General features: G+C 66.9%; 19 protein-coding genes. 4 read left to right on the forward strand and 15 right to left on the reverse strand.

Annotated elements, in window-relative coordinates:
* Positions 1-33: 33 nt before the first annotated feature.
* The 11 genes from EO174_RS05365 to ubiE all read right to left on the reverse strand — a co-directional run bounded on the left by EO174_RS05365 (position 34) and on the right by ubiE (position 15,767).
* Complete coding sequence (locus EO174_RS05365) at positions 34-2,325, reverse strand: TonB-dependent receptor (protein ID WP_164740092.1); 2,292 nt, start codon at positions 2,323-2,325, stop codon at positions 34-36.
* A 151-nt stretch (positions 2,326-2,476) separates the two neighbouring features.
* Positions 2,477-3,583, reverse strand: a complete 1,107-nt coding sequence (locus EO174_RS05370; protein WP_104583832.1) for an S-(hydroxymethyl)glutathione dehydrogenase/class III alcohol dehydrogenase — start codon at positions 3,581-3,583, stop codon at positions 2,477-2,479.
* 35 nt (positions 3,584-3,618) lie between these two features.
* Complete coding sequence (locus tag EO174_RS05375) at positions 3,619-4,680, reverse strand: beta-propeller fold lactonase family protein (protein ID WP_126942863.1); 1,062 nt, start codon at positions 4,678-4,680, stop codon at positions 3,619-3,621.
* Positions 4,677-5,321 (reverse strand): c-type cytochrome, encoded by a 645-nt coding sequence (locus tag EO174_RS05380; protein WP_164739003.1) that lies wholly within the window; start codon positions 5,319-5,321, stop codon positions 4,677-4,679. The genes EO174_RS05375 and EO174_RS05380 overlap by 4 nt, the downstream gene beginning before the upstream one ends.
* Positions 5,322-5,346: 25 nt before the next feature.
* Positions 5,347-7,122 (reverse strand): quinoprotein dehydrogenase-associated putative ABC transporter substrate-binding protein, encoded by a 1,776-nt coding sequence (locus tag EO174_RS05385; protein ID WP_126942870.1) that lies wholly within the window; start codon positions 7,120-7,122, stop codon positions 5,347-5,349.
* Positions 7,119-9,137: a methanol/ethanol family PQQ-dependent dehydrogenase gene (locus EO174_RS05390; protein ID WP_343132541.1), complete on the reverse strand. Its 2,019-nt coding sequence runs from the start codon at positions 9,135-9,137 to the stop codon at positions 7,119-7,121. The genes EO174_RS05385 and EO174_RS05390 overlap by 4 nt, the downstream gene beginning before the upstream one ends.
* Before the next feature lie 649 nt (positions 9,138-9,786).
* Positions 9,787-10,410 carry an HAD family hydrolase gene (locus EO174_RS05395; RefSeq protein ID WP_115675990.1) on the reverse strand — a complete coding sequence of 208 codons (624 nt, stop codon included), beginning with the start codon at positions 10,408-10,410 and terminating at the stop codon, positions 9,787-9,789.
* Positions 10,411-10,560: 150 nt separating this feature from the next.
* Positions 10,561-11,280 (reverse strand): hypothetical protein, encoded by a 720-nt coding sequence (locus tag EO174_RS05400; protein WP_126942873.1) that lies wholly within the window; start codon positions 11,278-11,280, stop codon positions 10,561-10,563.
* A gap of 429 nt (positions 11,281-11,709) precedes the next feature.
* Positions 11,710-13,671, reverse strand: a complete 1,962-nt coding sequence (locus EO174_RS05405) for a M1 family metallopeptidase (protein WP_206515045.1) — start codon at positions 13,669-13,671, stop codon at positions 11,710-11,712.
* Positions 13,672-13,911: 240 nt separating this feature from the next.
* Positions 13,912-14,802 (reverse strand): GGDEF domain-containing protein, encoded by an 891-nt coding sequence (locus EO174_RS05410; RefSeq protein ID WP_024940237.1) that lies wholly within the window; start codon positions 14,800-14,802, stop codon positions 13,912-13,914.
* 203 nt (positions 14,803-15,005) lie between these two features.
* Complete coding sequence (gene ubiE / locus EO174_RS05415; protein ID WP_016903622.1) at positions 15,006-15,767, reverse strand: bifunctional demethylmenaquinone methyltransferase/2-methoxy-6-polyprenyl-1,4-benzoquinol methylase UbiE; 762 nt, start codon at positions 15,765-15,767, stop codon at positions 15,006-15,008.
* 87 nt (positions 15,768-15,854) lie between these two features.
* Here ubiE and EO174_RS05420 point away from each other — a divergent pair, with 87 nt between their 5' ends.
* The 4 genes from EO174_RS05420 to EO174_RS05435 are packed head-to-tail and all read left to right on the forward strand — an operon-like array spanning position 15,855 to position 19,568.
* A complete protein-coding gene (locus tag EO174_RS05420; protein WP_126942879.1) occupies positions 15,855-17,504 on the forward strand; it encodes an MFS transporter in 1,650 nt (549 codons plus the stop codon).
* Entirely contained in the window at positions 17,501-18,589 is a 1,089-nt protein-coding gene (locus tag EO174_RS05425; protein ID WP_119129553.1) for an HlyD family secretion protein, read from the forward strand. Before EO174_RS05420 ends, EO174_RS05425 begins: the two co-directional genes overlap by 4 nt.
* A 26-nt stretch (positions 18,590-18,615) precedes the next feature.
* Entirely contained in the window at positions 18,616-19,116 is a 501-nt protein-coding gene (locus EO174_RS05430) for a GNAT family N-acetyltransferase (protein WP_126942882.1), read from the forward strand.
* Positions 19,113-19,568: a nucleoside deaminase gene (locus tag EO174_RS05435; protein ID WP_047126085.1), complete on the forward strand. Its 456-nt coding sequence runs from the start codon at positions 19,113-19,115 to the stop codon at positions 19,566-19,568. Before EO174_RS05430 ends, EO174_RS05435 begins: the two co-directional genes overlap by 4 nt.
* 612 nt (positions 19,569-20,180) lie before the next feature.
* Here EO174_RS05435 and hslU read toward each other — a convergent pair.
* From hslU to xerC, 4 genes are all read right to left on the reverse strand, one after another.
* On the reverse strand, positions 20,181-21,548 hold the full coding sequence (gene hslU / locus EO174_RS05445) for an ATP-dependent protease ATPase subunit HslU (protein ID WP_119129549.1): 1,368 nt from the start codon (positions 21,546-21,548) through the stop codon (positions 20,181-20,183).
* 108 nt (positions 21,549-21,656) lie between these two features.
* Positions 21,657-22,208: an ATP-dependent protease subunit HslV gene (gene hslV / locus EO174_RS05450; RefSeq protein ID WP_005997221.1), complete on the reverse strand. Its 552-nt coding sequence runs from the start codon at positions 22,206-22,208 to the stop codon at positions 21,657-21,659.
* Positions 22,209-22,474: 266 nt separating this feature from the next.
* Positions 22,475-23,032, reverse strand: a complete 558-nt coding sequence (locus EO174_RS05455; protein WP_235858393.1) for a DUF1203 domain-containing protein — start codon at positions 23,030-23,032, stop codon at positions 22,475-22,477.
* Between the two features lie 163 nt (positions 23,033-23,195).
* Complete coding sequence (gene xerC, locus EO174_RS05460) at positions 23,196-24,083, reverse strand: tyrosine recombinase XerC (RefSeq protein WP_104649238.1); 888 nt, start codon at positions 24,081-24,083, stop codon at positions 23,196-23,198.
* Between the last annotated feature and the right edge of the window lie 56 nt (positions 24,084-24,139).

The raw sequence follows: 24,139 nt of genomic DNA on the forward strand, positions 1-24,139 counted from the left end.
ATTCCCGATTCCCAATTCCCCATTCCTCTGCGATCAGAGCGCCCAACGCACCCCGATCAGATACTGCCGCGGTACGCCCGGTGCGAGAAACCGCGCCGGGCCGGTTTCCACCGGCGCATCCTGCGGGCGCGCCAGTTCGCCATCGGGGAACACGTCTTCGGCCACTGCCGCGTAGGTTGCATAGCGGCGGTTGAAGACGTTGTCGACGCGGGCGAACAGCGCTAGCCGCGCACTGACTTGCCAACGCGCCTGCAGGTCCACCAGCGCATAGCCGGCGGTGCCGATGTCGATGCGCGCGGGTGCGGGCTCGCCGTCTTCGGCGTTGTCGACCTGGCCATCCTCGTTGCCGCTGGCCACGCGCCCGGACACCGCACGCACCCCGGCGCCCAGCGTCAGCGCATCGCGCTGCCATTCCACACCAAGCTTGAGGTTGTGTCGCGGCAACGCGGCGATGCGCAGGCCTGGCCGCAAGGCGATCACGCGCTCGCCGGACAGCAGCTCGCCATCGCTGCGGTAGGTCGCATCCAGAAAGCTGTAGCCGGCCGACCAGTACCAGTTGCCGCTGTGCAGGCGCAGCGCCAGGTCCGCACCCTGGTAGCGGGTGCGGCCGACATTGTCGAAGTAACCCAGCTGCGTGTCCGGCGCGCGCAGGAACAAAATATCGTCGCGATTGTCGGCGCGGTACACCGACACGCTCGCGCTGCTGTCGGTCGACGGTGTCCAGCGCGCACCCAGTTCGTAGGTGCGCGAAACGATCTGCTCCAGGCGCGGGTCGGCCTGCAGGCCGGTCGGCAATCGGCACGGCTGGGTGGGATCGGCGCAGCCCAGCTCGATCGCGGTAGGCGCACGGCTGTTCTGTGCGACCGAGCCGTACAGCGTCAGCCCCGAAGCGAGCCGATGGGTCAGCCCCAACGACGGGTTGGCCTTGGCGTAGACAAAGCGCTCGCGTGGGCGGTCGCCGTCGTCGGCAGTGGAGAGAATGTTGTCCACCACCACATGGTTCCAGCGCACTGCGGCGCTGAGATGGGTGGCCGCGTCCAGTGCCCAGGTGTCGGCGACGAACACGCCCAGCGTCTTGGTGCTGCCGCGCACGCCGGAAAAGAACGCACGCCCGGCATCCGGACCGGCAGCGACCGAGCGGTCCGGCTGCACCCAGCCATCGCGCGCGAATTGCCGATAGCGCACATGACCACGATCGAAGGTCACGCCGGTGCTGAGCGCATGCGCGCCCCATTGCCTGCTCAGGTTGAGCGCAAGCCCCTGCGCCTCCTGGCGCATCTGGGTGGTGTTGAGCGCGCCGGTAGGCAGGGCGTCGGCATCGGCGCGCGCGACATCGCACTCGGCATCCAGCGCACTGCCGTCGGCAGCGTAGCCGGAGGCGCATTCCTCGACGAATTCCTCGTAGTCCTCACCGATATCGCCATTGACGGTATAGCGGCGACCCACCCGCGAATAAGCCAGTGCATGCACGGCGGTGTCCGCATCGAAACGGTGGTCCAGTTGCGCGGTGAACAGCGTAGTGCGATTGCGGGTGAGATCGGGCGAGGTGTACACCGCGCGGCGGTCGGCACGATACAGGCCGGGCTCGGCGCCATCGTCGGTATAACGCGTATCCGGCAGCAGGCCATTGCCGATCAGGCGGCTGCGCCCGTGCAGCACCGACAGGCTCCAGTCGGTCTGCTCGCCTTGCTTGCCGAGCTTGCCGAACACCGTTCCCAGGCGACCCTCGGAGGCATCGCGCCAGCCGTTCTCGTCGAAGCCGGTGACCGCGACAAGCCCATGCCAGCCGTCCTGGCTGGCGAGACCATAACTGGCATCCAGGCGCTTGCGCGCACCGCTGCCGATGCTCGCTTCGCCCTGCAATCCCGGCGCGGTGAGGCCCGATGCAGTGGACAGCACCACCGCGCCACCGAGCGTGTTCGGCCCGAACAAGGGATTGGAGCCTGGCATCAGCGTCACCGCATTGATGGCCGACTCGGGCAGCATGTCCCAGCTGACGATGTCGGCAAACGGTTCGTTGAAACGCACCCCATCCAGATACACCGACACGCCCTGCGAGGCGCCCGGCAAGGCGGAGGCACGAAAGCCGTGGAAGGTGAGATCGTTCTGGAACGCGCTGCCCTGCACGTCGTTGCCATCCACGCCGACGAAGCGCCGCTGCAGCAGGTCGCCAAGGTTGTTGCTGCGCCCGCGTGACAACGCGCCATCGGTGGCCGACTGCACCATGTACGGCAGTTGCGCCGCGTCGATGGTAGTGCCGGGAATCGGTGTGGCGGTGACCTCGATGCGGTCCAGCCAGGTCACCTGCGGCGCGCCTTCGGCCATCGCAGTGCCGATCGTACCAGCGCACAGCAGCGCTGCGCAGGCGCAGGCAAGCCGATGTCGTTGCAATGCATCGCGGCGATGGTGTGCGACGCGAAGCGGCGGTGTGCTGCGATCCCACGGTAAGTGATGCGTCGACCTCATGTCGTCTCCCTCAATAAAGCACGATCGATTTGATGCCACGCGCCGCGCGTAGATCCGCCAGCGCCTGATTGATGTCGTCCAGCGCCAGGATGCGGGTGATCAACGGGGCCAGCTGCAGATCGCCATGCAGATAGCGCGCGACATAGCCGGGCAGCTCGCTGCGCCCTTTCACCCCGCCGAACGCGCTGCCGCGCCACACCCGCCCGGTCACCAGTTGAAACGGGCGCGTGCTGATTTCCTGCGCGTCGTCGGCCACGCCGAGGATGACGCTCTCGCCCCAGCCCTTGTGGCAGCACTCCAGCGCCGCGCGCATCGCGCCGACATCGCCCACGCATTCGAAGCTGTGGTCGGCGCCGCCATCGGTGAGGTCCACGATCACCTGCTGGATCGGCGCGCCGTAGTCGCGCGGATCCAGGCAATCGGTGGCGCCCAGGGCACGCGCCAGCGCGAACTTGGCCGGGTCGATATCCACCGCGATGATGCGCCCGGCCTGCGCCAGCACCGCGCCCTGCACCACCGACAGGCCGATGCCGCCCAGGCCGAACACCGCCACGCAGTCGCCGGGCCGCACATGCGTGCTGTTGAGCACCGCACCGACGCCGGTGGTGACCGTGCAGCCAAGCAGGCAGACCTGATCCAGCGGTGCATCCGGCGGGATCCGCGCGACCGCGATCTCCGGCACCACGGTGTATTCGGAAAACGTGCTGGTGCCCATGTGGTGCAGGATCGGCCGCCCGTGCAACGAGAACCGGCTGCTGCCGTCGGGCATCAGGCCGCGCTCCTGGCTGCTGCGGATCGCCTGGCACAGGTTGGTGCGACCGGAGCGGCAGAACTTGCACACGCCGCATTCGGGCATGTACAGCGGGATGACGTGATCGCCGGGCTGCACGCTGGTGACGCCGATGCCGACTGCCTCGACGATGCCCGCGCCCTCCTGCCCCAGGATCGCCGGAAAGCTGCTCGCCTGCCCGTGCGCCAACGCATGCGCATCGCCGTGACAGATACCGGTGGCGACCAGGCGCACCAGCACCTCGCCGGGCCGCGGCGGCTGCAGGTCCACCTCTTCGATGGTCAGCGGCTGGTGCGGACCCCATGCCACCGCAGCGCGTGTCTTCATCCGGCCCCCCTGGCGCGCGTCGGCATGGCCGCCGCTCAGCGCGCGATGACCACGCCCCACGGCAGGTCGCCGACGGGGATCTGTTTGATCTCGCGCAACGCGACGGTGTCGATCACGCTCACGGTGTTCGAGCGCCCGTTGGCGACATACAGCTTGTCGCCGGCCGGGGTCAGCGCCGGATTCCACGGCCGCAGCCCCACCGCGATCTCGGCAAGCCTGCGCGCGTTTTGGGTATCGATCACGCTGACCGTGCCGGCACCGCCGTTGGACGCATACAGCCGCGTGCCATCGGCCGACAACGCCACGCCCGCCGTGCGTACGCCGGCCGGCAGGCTGGCGCGGCGTCGGCGCGTCTGCAGGTCGATCACGTCCACCACGTTGGCGGTCTCCTGCGCGATGTAGACGCTGTGCCCGTCCGGGGCGAATGCCATGCCGCGCGGATGGCCGCTTGTGGCGACCACACCGCGCGATCGATGGGTGGCCAGCTCGATCATGTCCATGTCGTTGGAACCTTCGTTGCTGGTGAGCAGCCACTGCCCGTCCGGCGTGTAGGCGCAATGTTCCGGCGCCTGCCCGCGCGTGGCGATCACCTGTTGCACGCGGAACTGAGCCGCATCGATCAACATCACCTGGTTCTGCCCTTCCACGCACACCGCGAACTGCCTGCCGTCCGGCGACAGCGCGATGCCCTCGGCGTTCTCGCCGATCTGCACGCTGCGCAGCACCGCGTCCTTTTCGGTATCCAGTTCGATCAGGCGATGATGCTCGGCATCGATCAGGTACAGATGCCCGTGCTGGCCCGGCAACACCTGCTGCAAGCGCTTGCCCAGTTGCCCCTGCGCGCTGAGCGTGCGCACCATCGTATCGCTGTGCGTATCGATCACCGATACCGTACCGCTGCGTTGATTGGGCACATACGCAAACACCGGCGGCATCGATGGCGCCGGTGTTGCTGCAGGAGCCGTACTCGTCGTTGTCGCCGGCGCAGCGTTTGCCGCGGGCGGCTGCGCATCGCGCCGGCAACCGGCCAGGCCCAGCAGCACGCCCAGCGCGGTGGTCGCCAGGACGCGCTGCCACCCGATGGGCGCTGGCCTCATTGCGCCTTGCCCGCGGTCTTGTTGATCGAATGGATGAAGGCGAGCAGTTTCTCGGTGTCGCCCGGCTTGAGCACCGGCGCGAACGGCGGCATCTGCCCGACCACCTTCTCATGCCCGATGCGGGTCTTGCCGTGGGTGATCATCGCGGCGGTGCCCTCGCTGATCAGCGTACGCAAGGTGTCGTCGTCGCTGCCATACACCCAGATGTCGTTGGTCAACGGCGGGCACATGCCGCCGCCACCGGTGCCGCCATGGCAGGCATTGCAGCCGGCCGAGAAATAGATCTTCTTGCCTTCGGCGATCAGTTCGGGAGTGACCTTGACCTCCGGCCCCTTCGGGATCGCCACGACGGTGGCCGGCGCTGCGGGCGGGGTGGCCGGATCCGGTGCAGGCCCGGCGGCCGGGTTGGGCATCCCGGCGGGCGCCGCTGCGGGCGCCGGCGCGGCGGCGCCGGTGGTGGCCGGCGCAGGTGGACTGGCAGCGGCCGCCTCGGGCGCGGGCGGCGGTGCCGGCTTGCCGCAGGCGGCGAGCACGACGCTGAGCATCACCGCGCACAGCGGTGCGCGCATGGAACGATCGGAACAACCCACGGTGGACTTGCGCATGAACGAACCTTTCTGGTCGGAGGGAACACCACGCACCCCGTGCGCGCGGCGGGTGACACAGTCATTGCCGGGATGGGTGCCTGGCCTGGGTGAGCAGCGCGGCCAGCGCGCTATCGCCGCGTGCCTGCGCCAATGCGGCGGCGGTCTTGCCGTCGCGATTGCGTGCGGACGGGTCTGCGCCGGCCGCCAGCAAGCGCCTGGCCACCGCCTCGCGCCCGGCCGCGGCGGCCAGCATCAATGCGGTGACGCCAGCCTGATTCGCGTGGCCGACCTCGGCGCCGCCGGCCAGCACCGCATCGAGAATCGCCGGGTCCTCGCGCGCCACCGCAAACATCACCGGGGTGAAGCCGGCGGGATTGGCACGTCGCACGTCCGCCCCCGCCTTCAGCAATGCCTGCACCACGCCGACATCGGCGTAGGCCACCGCCAGCTCCAGCGCGCTCCAGCCATCGCCGGAGACGGTGTCCACCGACGCACGCTTGCCGAGCAACCTGGCCACACTGTCGGCATCGTTGGCCCATGCGGCTTTCATCAACGCGGTCCAGCCACTGGCATCGCGTGCATCCAGGGCTGCACCGGCATTGAGCAACAGACCGACCAGCTCCGGTTCCTGATTGCGGATGGCCTGGTGCAACGGCGGCTCGCCAAGCAGGTTGGGCCGATTGACATCGGCGCCATGCCGCAACAACCACGCCACCCGCACGCCATCGCCGGCATCCAGCGCATGCGCCAGCTCCTGGTTCGGGTCGGCACCGTCGGCGATGCGCAGTTGCAGCTGCGCCAGTTGCTGCGAGGATGCGGCCGGGCTTGGCGCCTTGGACACTGGCGTCGGCGTCGCATACGGCCCATGCGCGGCCAGATCGCCGCTCACCACGCACTCACTGCAGCGCACCAGCGGCACGTGATAGCTGCGCAGGATCTGCGCGATGTTTGCCGCGCTCTGCTGCATCGCCGTGTTCAGGGCATCGCGCAGCTGCGCATTCTTGCGTGACACCGCCCATGCCATCGAATACTCCAGCACCGCATCGTCGATGGTATTGAGCGGCACCACGCCCAGGCCGTTGCGCTGGGCGTAGTAGCCGGCCACCGGGCCCCAGGATTCGGCCGCATCCAGTTCATTGGCGGCGACGCGTTCGACCAGCTTGCCGGGATGTTCTTCCGGCGCGGTGGCCGAGTCGTAGAACAGGTACTGCACCTCGCCGCTGATGCCGTGCTCGTACAGGGCCTGGCGTGCGGGCGAACTCTGGAACACGCCCAGCCGCAGCTTCTTCAGCGCCGGGTCGTCCAGCGAGGTCGGCAGCAGATCCAGGCCCTTGCGCGTCACCAGCACATACGCCGAGCGATACAGCGGGCGCGTGGTCAGGCCCTGCTCGAAGTCGCTGTTGAGGTCCATCAGCACGTCGCAGCGGCCGGCAGTGATGGTGCTGCGCGCCAGCCCGCGCTGGTAGTAGGTGCGCCACTCGTATTCCAGGCGACGGCCCATGGCCTCGGCCACCACCTGCGCAATCTTGTTTTGAAAGCCTTCGCCGGCTTTGTTGGACAACGGCATGTTGCCCGGGTCGGCACACACGCGCAGCACCGCGGGATCGGGTGCAGGCGGTGGCGTGCTTGCCGTCGATTGCGCCGAAGCCGGCAGTGCACTGGAGGCAGCCGCCGCTGTGGGCGCCGCTGCGGAATCAGAAGCGCGAGCCGTCGGTGAGGACGGCTCGCGTGTGCAGCCTGCGGCGACGAGTCCGAGGCTGCAAACCACCAGCATCTTGCGTAGATGCCGGGGCATGCCGCGCACGCCGGCACAGCTCTGCCGACGTGTGCGTCCAACGCCTTGCGTGGATCTCATCGTGCGGTCTTCGCGACGGCGTTGGCCGCGCCGCCGCCTGCCGCTGCGGTGGCGGTGGTACCGGCGGTCACGGTCTTGCCCGCACCATCGATACGGAAGCTGTGCACCATGCCGCCGAGCGGGATCTTGTCGAAACCGGCGCCGAACGCCAGCCCCGCAGCCCCCAGCGCGCCATACGGATCGGACGGATCCAGACCTGCGGCCACCGGCAGGCCGATCCAGCCACCGATGCCGGAGAACACCGCCACGTACTGGTGCCCGTTGGCCTTGTAGGCGATCGGGTTGCCGATGATGCCGGAGGGCAGCTTCATCTCCCACAGCTTCTTGCCGGTGTCCTTGTCCACCGCACGGAACCAGCCGTCCAGCGTGCCGTAGAACACCAGCCCGCCATCGGTGACCAGGGTGCCGCTCCACACCGGGAACTTCTCCTTGATCTCCCACTTGGATTTGCCTTCCACCACATCGAAGGCCTTGACGATGCCCAGCGCACCGGGCTCGTTGGGCTTCATCATCACGTTGGCGAACACGTAGGGCAGGCCCATCATGGTGTTGCCGCGCTCCTGCGGTTCCAGCTCCATGTGCCAGTTGTTGGTGCCGCAGAAGAACACTGCGGAGTTGGCCGGATCCACCGAGCACGGCTGCTGGTCCTTGCCGCCCATGGCCGAGGGAAAGGCCTGCACTTTCCTGCCGCGTTCCAGCGGCGAATGCGCGGCCACCTTGACCGGGCGGCCGGTCTTCATGTCGATGCGTTCGGCCCAGTTGGCCGGCACGAACTTGTGCGCGCGCAGCAAGGTGCCGTCGCGACGATCGAGTACGTAGGCAAAGCCGTTGCGATCGAACTGCACCACCGAGGGCACCTGCTTGCCGTCGATGCTCAGGTCCACCAGGATTGGCTCGTTGATGCCGTCGTAATCCCACTGGTCGAACGGGGTCTTTTGATAACCCCACACCGCTTCGCCGGTATCGATCTTGCGCGCGAACAGCGTCATCGACCACTTGTTGTCATGCTCGCCGTTGTTGCATTCCTCCTGCGAGGTCTTGCCGCAGCGATACGACGGGCTCCACAGGCCGGGATTGCCGGTGCCGTAATACAGTAGCTTCAATTTCGGGTCGTAGCTGTACCAGCCCCAGGCCGCACCGCCACCACGCTTCCATTCGTCGTTGGGAAAGGTCTTGACGCCCAGATCGCCGAGCTGCCCGTGCTGCGGATTGGCCTTGTTGAAATCCGCACCCAGGCAGATCGCCTTGTCGGTGCCGGCCGCATCGCAGGACCAGGACTGCTTGCCATCGGCCAGGTTGTAGGCGGCCACGCGCCCGAGCACGCCGAACTCGTTGCCGCTGATGCCGGCCACCACCTTGCCGTCGGCGATGATCGGCGCCATGGTGATGGTCTCGCCCTTGTCCGGGTGCGCGAGTTTCTGTTTCCACACTTCCTTGCCGGTCTTGGCATCGAGTGCGATCACATCGCCGCTCAGGCTGCCGAACACCAGCTTGCCATCGGCATACGAGGCGCCGCGGTTGACCGTATCGCAGCACGCCACCGCCACCGAGCGCTCGTCCTGCTGCGGGGTGTATTTCCACAGCACCTTGCCGCCGTCGTCCTGCGCCGCCAGGTCGATGGCGAACACGTTGTTCGGATACGCGCTGACCATGTACATGATGCTGCCGATCACCAGCGGCTGGCCTTCGTGGCCGCGCGTGGCATCGGTCTTCATTTCCCACGACATCTTCAGGTTCTTGACGTTGTCGCGATTGATCTCGGCCAGCGGGCTGTGCCGGGTGAGCGCGAAGTCGCGCCCGATGCCACCCCAGTTGTCCGGGTTGCTGGCATTGGTAGTGAACTCGCCATCGGTATCGACCACGGCGGCGGCCGGTGGCGCAGCGGCGGGTGCAGCGGCCGATGCCGGCGCAGCGGTCTCGGTGGCGGCCTCTTTTTTACAGCCGGCCAGCGCGGCGCTCAGCGCAAGCATGAGCAGCACACTGCTGCGCAGGCTGCGGCAGGAAGATTGGTGCATGTGCGTCTACCCCTCTCGATTGAACAACCAGTCGGTTGAAACATCCCGCAGCGCCGGCGTTGCACCCGCCAGTTGCGTCGCGGACGTCGGAAAACGTCGAGAGGGAAAGAGCAAACGCCATGCCAGCGTACTGGTGCGACGCACCATGTCGTAGCAGCAAGCACTGCAGTGATGGCAGTGGCTTGCGTCAGGCGCACTGTCACGGTTCTGGCACAGTTTGCGCCGGGCGTGCTGTGACATTGGTGGCGCAGCGGATGTGGAACGGCCTGTCAGCCGGTGCCATGAACTCAGCTTGCGCGAGGCGACATGCTTGCCTCTGGTTCGTGCAACTCGATGCCGCAGATCATCCACAGACCGTACGACAGGGTTGACCAAGGTGCCGCCGCATTTCTTTCTCCCATCGGGAGACGCTGCCCGACGGGTGGATGCGTTGACGGCGCAGACAGCCCGTGTGGTGTCCGGCTTGCCGATGACGCGTTGCAGGATTCAGCAGCGTCCACGCCTCTCGGGCGCATGCCACTCTTCAATGCGATGACGGGGTCCAATGCGATGACGATGTCCTGATCGCAAGCGACCTCCAGCGACACGCGGCCAGTCACACGTCGCGATCCATCCTTCCGCGCGCCTGGCCTACTCGCCAAACCTCACGCTAGCGGTTCCACTGCGCCAGCAACTGCGTGCAATCCTGCAATCGCCAGTCGGCAAGGCCGGGCCACGGATCGCCGGGCGTGTTGACCAGCACGGTGCGGGCGCCGGCTGCACGACCGCAGGCCAGGTCGTTGTGGTGGTCGCCGACCATGACCAGGGCCGCGCCCTCCACCGACCAGCGTCGTGCGAAGTACTGCAGGCCGTCGGGTGCGGGTTTGGGAGCGGCTTCATCGCGGCCGACGATGTCGTCCCAGGCAAACGCATCGTGCAGGCCGATCGCCTGCAACGTTACCTGCGCCAACGCGCGCGCGTTGCGGGTCAGCATGCCCAGCCGGCAGCCGGCGGCCTGCAACGCGCGCACCAATGCCACTGCACCGGGTGCCGGCTGTGCGGCCTGCGCGAGTTCGCGCTCGTGCGCGAGCAACCACGCATGCTTGGCTGCGGCCTGCTCGGCCGGCAGCGCTGCCAGGTGATGCAGGATGTCCGCCTCGGGCGGGATCTCCAACGTGCGCCGGATCAACGCGAAATCATGCACGGCTTCGGTCAGCGTGCCGTCCATGTCGAACACCCAATGGCGGTAGGTGGAGAGTGCGGGAGTTATTTGTGGGATGGTCCTACCGTCCATACGTGCAAACACTCGAGAGATGGTTGACGCGATACCGCAAGCCGTCGCCAGGTGAATGCACACCTGGCGCATTCACCTCAATGGACCAGCAGTGCATGCCGATGCCGTACACCGAGCGCGCGCCTGGTGTCAGGCAGCCGGCGGTCGTGCCTACTTCCAGCCCGGCATCTGGGTGGTCTCCAGGCCGCCCACGTCGAACTCTGCGGTGCGCGTGCCGCCGGCCTTCACCGGGAACGCGATGCTGATGCGCTTGGCGTTGCGCACCAGCGTCCACAGCGCCTTGTCGTCGTCGATGAACATCGCGATCGCTTCGTCGGTATCGGGGCGGTGCGCGGCCATCGCGCGTGGTGCGCCACCATCGGCCGAGACCTGCACCTTGCAGCCGCGATAGCAGTTGAAGTCGCCGGCCTTGAGCACGAGATAGCTGTGGCGCTTCCACTGCGGGTGATCGCGAAATACCAGGCTCACCGGCTTGGGGCCGCTGCCGTCGACATCCACGCGGCTCTTGGCATCGATCATCGCCGAGCGCTGCGTGCCGCCCTTGGCCGGCACTTGCGAGTACTGCCACAACGCCTGCATGCGGCGCAGTTCGCGCGCCTGTTCGCCCTTGGCCTTGATGTCGGCATAACCGGGCTCGATGCGTGTGGCCGCCGCGGTGCCCGGAAACCCTTCCAGCACTGCGGCGCCATGCGCACGCGCCATGTCCCAGTTTTCGGCCTTCACTGCCTCGTCGTATTGCTTGGCGAGTGCGTCGGCATCGTGTTCCTTGGCTTGCGCCTGCGCGGTTTCCTGCGCCTGGCGTTGCGCCTCGCGATCAGTACAGCCACTCACTGCAGCGACGCACAAGGCCGCGCTCAGCAGATACTTCATCGTCGACTCCGGAATGCATGAAAAGCAGCGGCAACGATACCAGCCTGCCCGCATGCCCCGCGATCAACCGCCGCAAAGCGTAGGAGCGCACCCGGGCGCGACGGGGCTTTCCCGGTGGAGCCCCGTCGCGCCCGGGTGCGCTCCTACGGCGGTGGTTGCAGGCACGATGCGGCGATGGAAGCGGCGGGCGGGCATGCACCACGGCGCGACTGCATCGTCGGTTCCGGAAGGCATGGACGGCAGCGGCAACGATACCGGCCTGCCGCACCACCCGCGATCAGCCAACCCGCATCGTAGGAGCGCACCTGGGCGCGATCGGGCCTCACCGGGAAAGCCCCGTCGCGCCCGGGTGCGCTCCTACGGCGGTGGTTGCAGGCACGATGCGGCGATGGAAGCGGCGGAGGGCGTCTGCAACGCCCTCCCCTGCCATTACGGCTGCGGCTGCGGCTGCGCCGGCGGTGCCGCCTTGGCCTTGGCGATCATCTCGGCCACCGACGCGGTGGTGATCGGGTGGTAGCCGGGCTTGGCCTTTTCGAAGGCCTGTTCGGCAAAGGCGATGCCGTCCGGGGTCTTCAGCAGTTCTGTGTAGATCGGCAGCACCAGCTTGCGGCGGCCGACACGTTCGATGAACTCACCGGCGGCGGCGCGCGCATCGGTGTAGCCGCTGCGGATCGCCAGCGGGTACCAGCGCATGGCGATTTCGCCGTTCGGTGTGCCGGTGAAGTGGTAGGCATCATCCAGCTGCTTGAGTTGCTCGGGCTTGAGCGTGGCGCCCATGCCGCTGAGGAAGTGCACCCACTCCTGCGTGCCCCATTCGCCGGTGACCTGCTTGCTCGGCAGCGTGCCGCTGCCACTCCAGGCGATGCGCGCGGTGTCCACGATCGAGAAGCTGCGCGAGCGTGCCTTGGCGGCGAAGGCCGGGATGCCCGGCTGCTTCAGCCACGCATCCACCTCGGCCGCGCTGACCGTGTTGGGATGCTTGTCCAGCAGGTTCTTGTTGAGGTAATCGACGAACTGGTCGGTGGTGGCGCTCTGGAACGCATGATCGTCGAACCAGCCGCGCAGGAACGGGTCGAACACCGCGCGCCCGAAGCGCTGCTCCAGGAACTGCAGGAACCACGCACCCTTGACGTAGGCCACCTGGCTCAGGGCCTCGTCGGGGTCGCGCTCGGCCAGCGGCGGCAATGTCAGCGCCTGGTCGGCTGGCGCCATGCCCTTCACTTCGGCCAGCAGATCGCCCTGGTCGATCTCGCGCTCCATCTCGGCCATCTCCGCGCCATACAGCGCCTCGGTGATGCGCGCCTGCACGTAGGTGGTGAAGCCTTCGTTGAGCCAGATGTCCTTCCAGCTGGCATTGGTCACCAGGTTGCCCGACCAGCTATGCGCCAGTTCGTGCGCCACCAGCGAGACCAGCGACTTGTCGCCGACGATCACCGTGGGCGTGGCGAAGGTCAGGCGCGGATTCTCCATGCCGCCGAACGGGAACGACGGCGGCAGCACCAGCATGTCGTAACGGCCCCAGCGATACGGGCCATAGAGCTTTTCGGCGGCACCGATCATCTTTTCGGTGTCTTCGAATTCCTTGGCGGCCTTGTCGGCCATGGCCGGCTCGGCCCACACGCCCGAGCGTGCGGAAATCGGCTTGAACACCACATCGCCGGCGGCGATCGCCAGCAGATAGGACGGAATCGGCTCGGGCATCTTGAAGCTGTAATCGCCGTCGCGCGCAGCCTTGGGGTCGTTGTCGGCGCTCATCAGCACCATCACATCCGGGCGCGAGGTCACATGCGCGCTGTAGGTGAAGCGCACGCTCGGGGTGTCCTGCAACGGCACCCAGCTGCGTGCGTGGATCGCCTGCGACTGGCTGAACATGAAGGGCAGCTGCTTGCCTTCGGTCATCGACGGCTCCAGCCACTGCAGGCCGGAGGCGGTCGGTGCGGTGTGATAGGTGATCACGACCTTGGCCGGCTGAGTCGGCGCTTCGATGGTGAGCTTGCTGCCGAAGGTCTTGTCGGCCGGCGCCAGCGCGAACTGCAGCGGTGCCAGGCCGCCCTTGCCGTCGTCGGCCTGCACCTGCGCGATGCTCAGCTCGCGCGTGTCCAGCACCAGTTGCTTGGCGGCCTTGTCCTTCCACTGCAGCGTATAGGTGGCCGTGCCGCCGATCTGCTTGCTGTCGAAGTCCAGCTTCAGGTCCAGCGCCAGATCCTTGATGACCACCAGCTGCGGCTGGGCGTAGGAGCTTTCGTCGTGGTTGCGGGCGTCTGCTTTCACGGGGGCCTTGGCAGTGGTGGCCGGCGCGGCGGTGCTGGCGGCCGGCGGCGTGGACTCATTGGAACAGCCGGCCAGCGCGATGGACACGGCCAGGGACAGCGACAGGAACGGGAAGCGCATCGACGGCACCGCAGCGAGGGAATTGGGCATTTTAACGCCACGGGCCTTTGCCTGCCCGTGTGGCGCCAGGCGAGCACCTGGCGGCCGGTCAAGCTGCGGCGGCAAAGGACCACGCCCATGTCGCTGCCTGGGCCGGCGCGAACCGTCTGCGCCCGCCGCAGCGGTAGCGTGATGCATGCCGCCGGTGCGCAGCCGCGCAGCAGCCTGCGGCCCGCCCGCCAGGTGATCTCCGGATCGCGCCTAGACCACCGGATGGCTGCGCGGGCTGTCATGCCCGTCGCGCACCAGGCGCCGGCCGCCGGAGAACTTGGCGCGGTACATCGCCGCATCGGCGCGGCGATACAGCTCAGTGGCATCCAGGCCCCGCTCGCACACCGCGCTACCGGCGCTCACATGCAGCGGCGCCTCGTCGGCATCCTCGCGTTCGAGCATCGACAGCCATTGATTGAGCTTGAGCGTGGCGTCGTCCTCGCTGGCATGCACACCGATCAGGAACTCGTCGCCGCCCCAGCGCCCGATCCAGTCCTGCGCGCCCAGCCAGCCGTACGCCGATTCCACAAGCCGCACCAGCACGCGATCGCCGGCCAGGTGGCCGAAGCGGTCGTTGATCGGCTTGAGGTTGTCCATGTCCAGCACGAACAGCACGAACGGCCAGCCTTCGCGTTGTGCGGCGGTGACCGAATCGCGCATCGCCTGCTCGCAACCGCGCCGGTTCAAGGCCTCGGTCAGCGGGTCGAACAAGGCGTGCTTCTTCAGATCGCGCATGCCGGCATCGATGCCGCGCAGGCTCCGATTGATTCCGCGCAGCAACCGCCCCAGTTCGTCGTCGCCATGTTCGGGCAGGCTGGGCAGGCGTTGGTCGGCGTAATACGCATCCAGGGCGTCGGCGGCGATGCGCAGCGGTGCGAGCAGGCGATACAGCGCCGACAAGGTGGCCGCGGTGCCTGCCAGCGTGGCCAGCAGCGCCACGATCACCACCGACCACAGCGGGCGCCCGCTCAACTCGCTCTGCGCGGCCAGCCAGGCGATCAACAACAGCAGCGGCAGGTGGATGCCGACAAAGGTCACCGCCAGCAGCTTGGCACTGAAGGAGCGGGGAAACACGCGCGACAACCCTGCGTACAAGCGCATCCACGTCTCCGGCAAAAGAGCGCCTAGTGTCGCCGACCGTTGGTGGAGCCGACGCGACGGGAGTCTCAAAAGTTTGTCGGCAAACGCACACACGCAGACTGCAATCGTGCGGCAAGCGAACACGAGCATGGCATGCCCGCGCGGTGTCCGGCGCATGCTGCGCGCCGGACCGGACACTCAGATCACGCTGCGTCCGATCCGGTTCAGATCTTGTAGCCGGAATGGATCGCCACGATGCCGCCGGTCAGATTCTTGTAGTGGCAACGCGCGAATCCGGCCTCGCCCATCATGCCCTTGAGCGATTCCTGCGGCGGATGCTTGCGGATGCTCTCGGCCAGGTACTGGTAGCTGTCGGCATCGCGTGCGAACAATTGGCCCAGCCTGGGCAGGATCTTGAACGAGTGGAAGTCGTAGATCGGCTTGAACCAGTCGGCGGTGACTTCGGAAAATTCCAGCACGCGCGCCTGCCCGCCCACCTTCAACACGCGGTACATCTCGCGCAGCGCGGCGTCCTTGTCGGTGACGTTGCGCAGGCCGAAGGAGATGGTCACCAGATCGAAGCTCTGATCCGGGAACGGCAGCGCCTCGGCATTGCATTGCACGTAATCGAAGCCGGCCACCAGGCCGCGGTTGGTCAGCCGGTCGCGGCCCACCGACAGCATGCCGGCGTTGATGTCGCCCAGCACCACCGCGCCTTCGTTGCCGACGCGCTCCTTGAGCAGCACGGCGATGTCACCGGTGCCGCCGGCCAGATCCAGCACACGGTCGCCCGGCTTCACCTGCGCGGTCGCCACGAAGTAGCGTTTCCATGCGCGGTGCACGCCCAGACTCATCAGATCGTTCATCAGGTCGTAATTGCGCGCGACCGAGGTGAACACTTCGCCGACCAGCTTCTGCTTGTCCTTGGCAGCGACATCGCGGAAGCCGAAATGGGTGGTACCGGAGGTATAGGGGGATTCGCTCATGGGCGGATTATCGCACTGCTGACGCCGCCATGACCGCAACCGGACCACAATCGCTGTCTCCCCTGCGACCGGCCCTGCGAGCCCTGCGTGCACGACAAGTACGTCCAGCGCGACTGGCAGCCCCACGAGAAGCCCACCCTGCCCGGGTCGGCCTCCACGCCCCTGCATTCCACCCGGCGCCGCATCCAGTACGGGCTGGTGGGCGTGGTGGTGGCGCTGACCGGCGGGCTGAGCAATGCGCTGGTCACCGCCAACCTGACCTATCTGCAGGGCACGCTGGGCGCCTACGCCACCGAAATGGCCTGGCTGCCGGCCGCCTACGTGATGACCAACATGTCGGCCAACCTGCTGCTGGTGAAGTTCCGCCAGCAGTTCGGGCTGCGGCGCTTCACCGAGATCTTCCTGGCGCTGTATGCGGTCATCGCCTTCGCGCACCTGTTCGTGCACAGCCTGAGCTCGGCGATCACCGTGCGTGCCGCGCATGGACTGGTGGGCGCGGCGCTCAGTTCGCTGGGGCTGTATTACGTGATCCAGGCGTTTCCGGCCCGGTACCGGCTCAAGGCAGTGGTGACCGGGCTGGGGGTGACCCAGCTGGCGCTGCCATTGGCGCGGGTGTTCTCCACCGATCTGCTGGAATTTGCGCAGTGGCAGGGCCTGTACCTGTTCGAACTCGGCCTGGCGGTGTTCGCGCTGGCCTGCGTGCTGGCGCTCAAGCTGCCGCCGAGCGATCGCTATCGCGTGTTCGAGCCGCTGGATTTCCTCACCTTCAGCCTGTTCGCGACCGGTGCGGCCGGCCTGGCGGCGGTGCTGTCGCTGGGGCGGCTACTGTGGTGGACCAGCACGCCCTGGCTGGGCGTGGTGCTGGCGGCCTCCATCGTGCTGCTGTGCACGGCAGCGTGGATCGAGCACAACCGCCGCAACCCGATGATCAACACGCGCTGGCTGGCCAGCGGCGACATGCTGCGGCTGGGCCTGGCGATCCTGCTGATCCGGCTGGTGCTGTCCGAGCAGAGCACCGGCGCGATCGGCTTCTTCCAGACCCTGGGGCTGGCCAACACGCAGTTGCAGACCCTGTTCGTGCTGATGCTGCTGGGCGCGGTGGTTGGCGTGGCCGCCAGCGCGTGGCTGATCAACCCGGCGCGCGTGGCCGAGCACCTGATCATCGCGGTGGCGGCGATCTGCATCGGCTGCTTCATGGATGCCCATGCCACCAGCCTCACCCGCCCGGAGCAGATGTACCTCAGCCAGTTCCTGCTCGCCTTTGGCAGCACCTTCTTCATCGGCCCGGCGATGGTGGCCGGGCTGGGCCGGGTCATTGCCCAGCCGGCCAATCTGATCAGCTTCATCGTGCTGTTCGGCATGGCGCAGAACATGGGCGGCCTGCTCGGCAGCGCGCTGCTCGGCACCGTGCAGGTGGTGCGCGAGAAATACCATTCCAGCCAGTTGGTCGAGCATCTGACCTTGACCGACCCGCAAGTGGCCGCACGCGTGCAGGCCTATGCCACCCTGTACGGCCGCAGCATCGGCGACCCGGCCCTGCGCCAGGCCCAGGGCGTCCGCGCCCTGGGCAGCGTGGCCACGCGCGAGGCCAACGTGCTCGCCTATAACGACGTGTTCCTGTTGATCGGCTGCATCGCCATCGCCACCGGGCTTTGGATCCTGTCCGTGCTGGTGTGGCGGCGTTATCTGCGCCCACCCGCTTCGCCCCCTTCTCCTGCTTCCAGTCCACGCCCATGAATACACCTGCAGATTCAACCCCTGCTGCCGATCGGCAACGTCGCAGACGTCGTCGCATCGGTGGCGTGATCGGCTTTGGCGGGCTGGCCCTGCTCGGCGTCGCACTGGTGCTGTATGCATGGCGGTTGCCGCCCTTCGTCAGCGCCGTCGAGCGCACCGAGAACGCGATGGTGCATGGCCAGATCACGGTGATCGCACCGCAGGTCAGCGGCTACGTCACCGAGGTGCCGGTGCAGGACTTCGCGCACGTCAAACACGGCCAGTTGCTGGCCAGAATCGACGACCGCATCTACGCCCAGCAGCTCGAGCAGGCCAGGGCGCAACTGCAGACCGCGCAGGCCAACCTGTCCAACTGGGACCAGCAGCGGCATAGCGCCGCTGCCACCATCGCCGAACAACGTGCCGCACTGAGCAGCAACCAGGCCCAGCGCGACCGCACCCGCTCGGCCTATGCGCGCGCGCAGCAGCTGGCCGACCAGAAACTGGTCTCCGAACAGGACCGCGACACCGCCTTCGCCGCGCGGGCGCAGGCCGATGCCGGCGTGGCACAGGCACGTGCCGCGGTGCAGGCCGCCGAAGAAAACGCACGCAGCGTCACCGTCAATCGCGCCGCGCTGGAAGCGGCGGTGGCCAACGCGCAGGCGGCGGTGCAACTGGCGCAGATCAATCTGGACAACACGCGCATCCTCGCCCCGCGCGATGGCCAACTGGGCCAGCTCGGCGTGCGCCAGGGCGCCTACGTCACCAATGGCACGCAGTTGATGGCGCTGGTGCCGGACACGCTGTGGATCGTGGCCAACTTCAAGGAAACCCAGATGGCGAAGATCCGCATCGGGCAGCGCGCCAGCTTCACCGTGGATGCGCTGGACAATGCGCGCCTGCACGGGCGCGTGCAGGACATCTCCCCGGCCGCCGGCTCGGAATTCAGCGTGCTGCCGGCCGACAATGCCACCGGCAACTTCGTCAAGATCGCCCAGCGCATTCCGCTGCGCATCAGCGTCGATCCCGACCAGCCGCTGGCGCCGCGGCTGCGCCCGGGCATGTCGGTGGTGGTGGCAATCGATACCGGCAGCGCGGTCGACTGAGGCGACACAGCCGCTATCATGCGCTGATGTCGTCCCTGCCCCCACCCTCGCTGCACTGGCAGTGCCTGCGCTTCGACCAACTGAGCACCACGCAGCTGTACGCGCTGCTGCGGCTGCGCTCGGACGTGTTCGTGGTGGAGCAGCAGTGCGCCTATCCGGAGCTGGATGGCAAGGACAGCGTGCCGGGTGTGCTGCACCTGCTCGGCAGCACCGACGATGATGCGTTGGCTGCCTATCTGCGCGTCTTGCCGCCCGGTGTGAGTTATCCCGAGCCGAGCATCGGCCGGGTGGTGATTGCCGCCGCGCAGCGTGGTCACGGCTTTGCCCATGCACTGCTACGCGAAGGTTTGCGCGTGGTGCAGCAACACTGGCCTGCCAGCGCTGTGCAGCTCGGCGCGCAAGCGCACCTGCAGGCGTTCTACGCCGCACACGGTTTCACGCCCTCGTCCGCACCGTATCTGGAAGACGGCATTCCCCACATCGACATGCTGCGTCGCGCCGACGCTGCCACCCAGGAGCCTGCATGATCACCACCCCCGACTACCGCGCCCTGCTCGACACCGCCATTGCCGAAGCCCGCCAGGGCCTGGCCGAAGGCGGCATCCCGATCGGCGCGGCGCTGTATCACAACGACGGGCGCCTGCTCGGTTGTGGTCACAACCGCCGCGTGCAGGAAAACGATCCCTCCGTGCATGGCGAAACCGATGCCTTCCGCAAGGCCGGCCGTCAGCGCCGCTACAAGGACACCATCATGGTCACCACGCTGGCGCCGTGCTGGTACTGCAGCGGACTGGTGCGCCAGTTCAATATCGGCACCGTGGTGGTCGGCGAGTCGGTCACCTTCCAGGGCGGCGTGTCCTGGCTGCGCGAGCATGGCGTCACTGTCATCGACCTGCAGAGCCAGGAATGCATCGACCTGCTGGGCGGCTATATCGCCGCCAACCCGGACGTATGGAACGAGGATATCGGCGAGGACTGAGCGGTTCGCCGGATTTAGATTGGCTGTGCAGTGCAGGTGGCTGCCAAGGTGAGGGCCAATTGCAGAGCCGATGATCTGCGCCTTCGTTGCAGGGAGTGATCTGCAACCTGGCTGCAGGGCCCTTGCCCGCCCACCATCGCGGGACACGCCGCAAGTACGTCCGTGTAGGCTCTTACGCGGCATCCATGCCGCGTAAGGTCCCGCGACGATGGGCGGGCAAGGACCTATCGAGTTGGTCGGTGCGCATGATGGAGCGGTGCTGGATGCGCTTTGTTCGATCATTGAGGCATCGGCTACAGGTCTGATGCACACCACACGACAGACAGCTTTTTTAGATGAGCGCCGACCAATTGTCTGGTGCGGTGCCCTCGCCGGTTGCGGGACCGTGTGGCGGCATGGATGCCGCCACCGAGCCTCCACGGATGGATTCACGGCGTGTCCCGCAAGCGGTGAGGGCATCGCGCCCTCCACCGACTCGGCTTTTGACTGCATCTGCCAGCATGCGGCCAGCTTGCATCGTCCTGTGATGCGTTCCTGCCGCGCTTGCACCGCATTTCACGCCAGATGCCATACGCGCATTGCATTGCGCATCTGCGCGCAGGTGCGCTGCGATCAGAGGATGTAGCGGCTCAGGTCCGGATCCTGCACCAGCTCGCCGAGCTGCGCATCGACATAGGCCGCATCGACGGTGACGCTCTGCCCGTCACGGTCCGGTGCCTCGTAGCTCAGCACATCGAGCAGACGCTCCAGCACCGTGTGCAGGCGGCGCGCGCCGATGTTTTCCTGCCGCTCGTTGACCTGTGCGGCAATCTCGGCCAGGCGCTCCACCGCATCGGCGCCGAAGGTCAGGCGCACGCCCTCGGTCTGCAGCAGGGCCTCGTACTGCTTGATCAACGCCGCCTTGGGCTCGGTGAGGATGCGCACGAAATCGGCCTTGGTCAGCGCGGTCAATTCCACGCGGATCGGAAAACGGCCCTGCAATTCGGGAATCAGATCGCTGGGCTTGGCCAGGTGGAATGCACCGGAGGCGATGAACAGGATATGGTCGGTCTTGACCGTGCCGTACTTGGTCGACACATTGGAGCCTTCCACCAGCGGCAGCAGATCGCGCTGCACGCCCTCGCGGCTGACATCGCCGCCATTGGAGCCGGCCTCACCACGCTTGGCCACCTTGTCGATCTCGTCGATGAACACAATGCCGTGCTGCTCGCAGGCCTCGATCGCCGCCGTGCGCACATCGTCTTCGTTGACCAGCTTGCCGGCTTCTTCTTCGATCAGCAGCGGGCGCGCGGCCTTGATGGTGAGCTTGCGTTTTTGCGACTTGCCGCTGCCCAGGTTGGAAAACATCTGCCGCAACTGCTGGCCCATTTCTTCCATGCCCGGCGGGGTCATGATGTCCATGCTGGCATTGACCGCCACTTCCAGCTCGATCTCGCGCTCGTCCAGTTCGCCACTGCGCAGCATGCGGCGGAACTTGATGCGGGTGTCGTTGTCCTGCGACGAGGGCTCGTTGCGTGCTGCTTCCGGATCGAAGCCGATCCCGGCCGCACGGCGCGGCAGCAGCGCGTCCAGGATGCGATCTTCGGCGCGCTCTTCGGCCTGGTTGCGCACGCGCACCTTGGCCTGTTCGCGATACAGCTTGACCGAGGTATCGGCCAGATCGCGGATGATCTGCTCCACATCCTTGCCGACATAGCCGACCTCGGTAAAGCGCGTGGCTTCGACCTTGACGAACGGCGCATTGGCCAACGTGGCCAGGCGGCGTGCGATCTCGGTCTTGCCGACGCCGGTCGGACCGATCATCAGGATGTTCTTGGGCATCACCTCGTTGCGCAGCTCTTCGGGCAGCTGCATGCGACGCCAGCGATTACGCAGCGCGATGGCAACCGCACGCTTGGCATCGTGCTGGCCGACGATATGACGGTCGAGCTCCTGCACGATTTCGCGCGGAGTCATGGTTGAGCTATCGGGATTTGGCATTGGGGAATCGAGAATGGGGAAAGGGGAATCGCAAGCGCGAAATCAAGAGCCTCTGTCGTCGGGGTGGAACCGAAACCGCTGTTGCGATTCCCGATTCCCACTCCCGATTCACAGCTCCTCGACCACCACATTGCGATTGGTATAGATACAGATATCGCCGGCAATATTGATCGCTTCGGTGGCGATGGTCTTGGCATCGAGCTCGGTGTGCGCCAGCAGCGCGCGAGCGGCCGACAAGGCGTACGAGCCACCCGAACCAATGGCGATGATGCCGTCTTCCGGTTCGATCACATCGCCGGTACCGCTGATGATCAACGAGGTTTCTTTATCGGCGACCGCAAGCAGCGCCTCGAGCTTGCCCAGGCGGCGCTCGGTGCGCCAGTCCTTGGCCAGCTCCACAGCGGCGCGGGTCAGTTGTCCATGCTTGTCGAGCTTGGCTTCGAACAGCTCGAACAGGGTGAACGCATCGGCGGCGGCACCGGCAAAACCGGCCAGCACCTGCCCCTCGCGGCCGAGCCGGCGCACCTTGCGCGCATTGCCCTTCATGACCGTGTGGCCGAGGGTGACCTGGCCATCGCCGGCCACGGCGACATGCCCGCCACGCCGAACCGAGATGATGGTGGTGGCGTGAACGATGTTGGGATTCTGGCTGGGATCCATGGGTCCTCCGGGGGTTTCCCATGAGGTGGGGACGCCCCTGCCGGGTTCAAGCGCGCTGCGACCAGGCGTCGCATCGAGGCGGGGGTGAGTGCGCCTACGCGCGCGACAGCGTCCGCCCTGGACTGCTCCCGGCACCTTCGGCGCCTCAACGCCCGCAGGCCTGCTTCGGGCAGATGGGCCGCGGTCTACACGACATCCGGCCTGCCATCGGCCGATCCATCGCCCGTGCCTACCCTCGCCACACGCCGGGGTGCTGGGCGAGGATTTCAATCACGCTCAGTCCCCGCAACGCGATCGGCGCGGCACGCGTAACAGCCCTGACGGGCATGATGCAGGTGCACGTAGGCGATCTGCGTATCGTCCAGGCACGCGTGCAACCACGCTGCGACGTGGTCGCCTGCACACACCTCGGCGTTCACCAGATGATGGCGATGATCGTAGGCCCGCAGCGAAATCAGCCGCGATTGGATCGCGGCCGGCACCGCATCGGGCTCCAGCCGTGCGGGCACCGCTGCGGCACGCACAAAGATCGGCCCGCTCGCGCGGTAGGGCGAGTCGGCTGCCTGATGGAGATATGGCAGCAGCAGCAACTGCTCACCTGCGCGCGCATCCTGCAGGCTGACACGACACGGAAATCCGTGATCGGCATCGGCGATCACACGTATTGCGTGGTGGGTGGTCAACGCAACGTCATCGAGTCCGTGCAGATGGGCGAACAGGGCCGGATCGAGCCCGGTCAAACGAAACGAGGTCATGACGATCTTCCAGAGGCGGAAGCGCAGCGTGACGCACGCGTGCCGGCCCTGCTCGCCGCCTTCGGACATGGCAGCACCTGAGTGCGGTCAAGCCCCTCTCGCACCGGCGGAGAGGCGATAGCTGCGGTGGTCGGCCGGCGACGTGCATCAACTGCCTGTGGCTGTCCATCACGCAATCGGCAGATCCTTGCGCTGCGCACCAGGCATCGCAACGTCAGGCGCTGCATCCCGCCTACTCGGCGGCTTTCTTGCGCTTTGCCCGCGGATGCGCGGCGTCGTAGACCTTGGCCAGATGCTGGAAATCCAGATGCGTGTAGATCTGGGTGGTCGCGATATCCGAATGCCCAAGCAACTCCTGCACGCCACGCAGGTCGCCGGAGGATTCGAGGATGTGGCTGGCAAAACTGTGCCGCAGCATATGCGGATGCACGTCCTTGAACATGCCCTGGCGTACCGCCAGTTGCTTGATGCGGATCTGCACTGCGCGTTGCGAAATGGCTCCGCCGGCGCGGCCGGGGAACACATGCGTGTCGGCACGCCCGCCGCTGTCGCGCAGCCATTGGCGCAAGGCGCCGATCGCATGCGAGCCTACCGGCACCAGGCGCTGCTTGCCGCCCTTGCCGAGCACCATCACCAACCCGCTGTCCAGATCCAGATCACGCCAGCGCAGCGCGCAAAGCTCGCTCAGGCGTAGCCCGGACGAATAGAACAGCTCCAGCAAGGCGCGATCGCGCAGGCCCAACGGCGCATCGGTCGGCACCTCGACCAGACGCACCGCCTCGTCGGCATCCAGCACCTGCGGCAACTTGCGTGGCGCCTTAGGCGCACGCAGCGCCGCGGCAGGACTGGCGGCAATGCGGCCATGCCTGAGCAACCAGGCGTAGTAACTGCGGCATGCCGACAGGCGACGCTGCAGGCTCTTGGGCGACAACCCGCGCCGGTGCTCGGCCGCGACGAATTGCCGCAACTGCGCGCTCTCCAGCTGCGCAACATCGTCGATGGCCTGTTCGCCGGCCCACCCCACCAACGCGGCCAGATCGCGCCGGTAGGCATCCAGCGTATGCGCAGACACCTGCCGCTCGACCTGCAGATACGCCAGGAAATCGTCGACCGACGCCACCTCAGACTCCTCGTTGCCACGTCATCGGCGCGGCCATCCAGCGCAGGCGGCACGCA

The organism is Xanthomonas sp. BRIP62418 (assembly GCF_003993495.1).
Lineage (GTDB): Bacteria > Pseudomonadota > Gammaproteobacteria > Xanthomonadales > Xanthomonadaceae > Xanthomonas > Xanthomonas euroxanthea.

Bases quoted from the DNA above. Each gene is read 5' to 3' on its own strand.
- EO174_RS05365 (WP_164740092.1), bottom strand. From the start codon at position 2,325: ATGGCCGAAGGCGCGCCGCAGGTGACCTGGCTGGACCGCATCGAGGTC.
- EO174_RS05370 (WP_104583832.1), bottom strand. From the start codon at position 3,583: ATGAAGACACGCGCTGCGGTGGCATGGGGTCCGCACCAGCCGCTGACC.
- EO174_RS05375 (WP_126942863.1), bottom strand. From the start codon at position 4,680: ATGAGGCCAGCGCCCATCGGGTGGCAGCGCGTCCTGGCGACCACCGCG.
- EO174_RS05385 (WP_126942870.1), bottom strand. From the start codon at position 7,122: ATGAGATCCACGCAAGGCGTTGGACGCACACGTCGGCAGAGCTGTGCC.
- EO174_RS05390 (WP_343132541.1), bottom strand. From the start codon at position 9,137: ATGCACCAATCTTCCTGCCGCAGCCTGCGCAGCAGTGTGCTGCTCATG.
- EO174_RS05395 (WP_115675990.1), bottom strand. From the start codon at position 10,410: ATGGACGGTAGGACCATCCCACAAATAACTCCCGCACTCTCCACCTAC.
- EO174_RS05400 (WP_126942873.1), bottom strand. From the start codon at position 11,280: ATGAAGTATCTGCTGAGCGCGGCCTTGTGCGTCGCTGCAGTGAGTGGC.
- EO174_RS05405 (WP_206515045.1), bottom strand. From the start codon at position 13,671: ATGCGCTTCCCGTTCCTGTCGCTGTCCCTGGCCGTGTCCATCGCGCTG.
- EO174_RS05410 (WP_024940237.1), bottom strand. From the start codon at position 14,802: ATGCGCTTGTACGCAGGGTTGTCGCGCGTGTTTCCCCGCTCCTTCAGT.
- ubiE (WP_016903622.1), bottom strand. From the start codon at position 15,767: ATGAGCGAATCCCCCTATACCTCCGGTACCACCCATTTCGGCTTCCGC.
- EO174_RS05425 (WP_119129553.1), top strand. From the start codon at position 17,501: ATGAATACACCTGCAGATTCAACCCCTGCTGCCGATCGGCAACGTCGC.
- EO174_RS05430 (WP_126942882.1), top strand. From the start codon at position 18,616: ATGTCGTCCCTGCCCCCACCCTCGCTGCACTGGCAGTGCCTGCGCTTC.
- EO174_RS05435 (WP_047126085.1), top strand. From the start codon at position 19,113: ATGATCACCACCCCCGACTACCGCGCCCTGCTCGACACCGCCATTGCC.
- hslU (WP_119129549.1), bottom strand. From the start codon at position 21,548: ATGCCAAATCCCGATAGCTCAACCATGACTCCGCGCGAAATCGTGCAG.
- hslV (WP_005997221.1), bottom strand. From the start codon at position 22,208: ATGGATCCCAGCCAGAATCCCAACATCGTTCACGCCACCACCATCATC.
- EO174_RS05455 (WP_235858393.1), bottom strand. From the start codon at position 23,032: ATGTCCGAAGGCGGCGAGCAGGGCCGGCACGCGTGCGTCACGCTGCGC.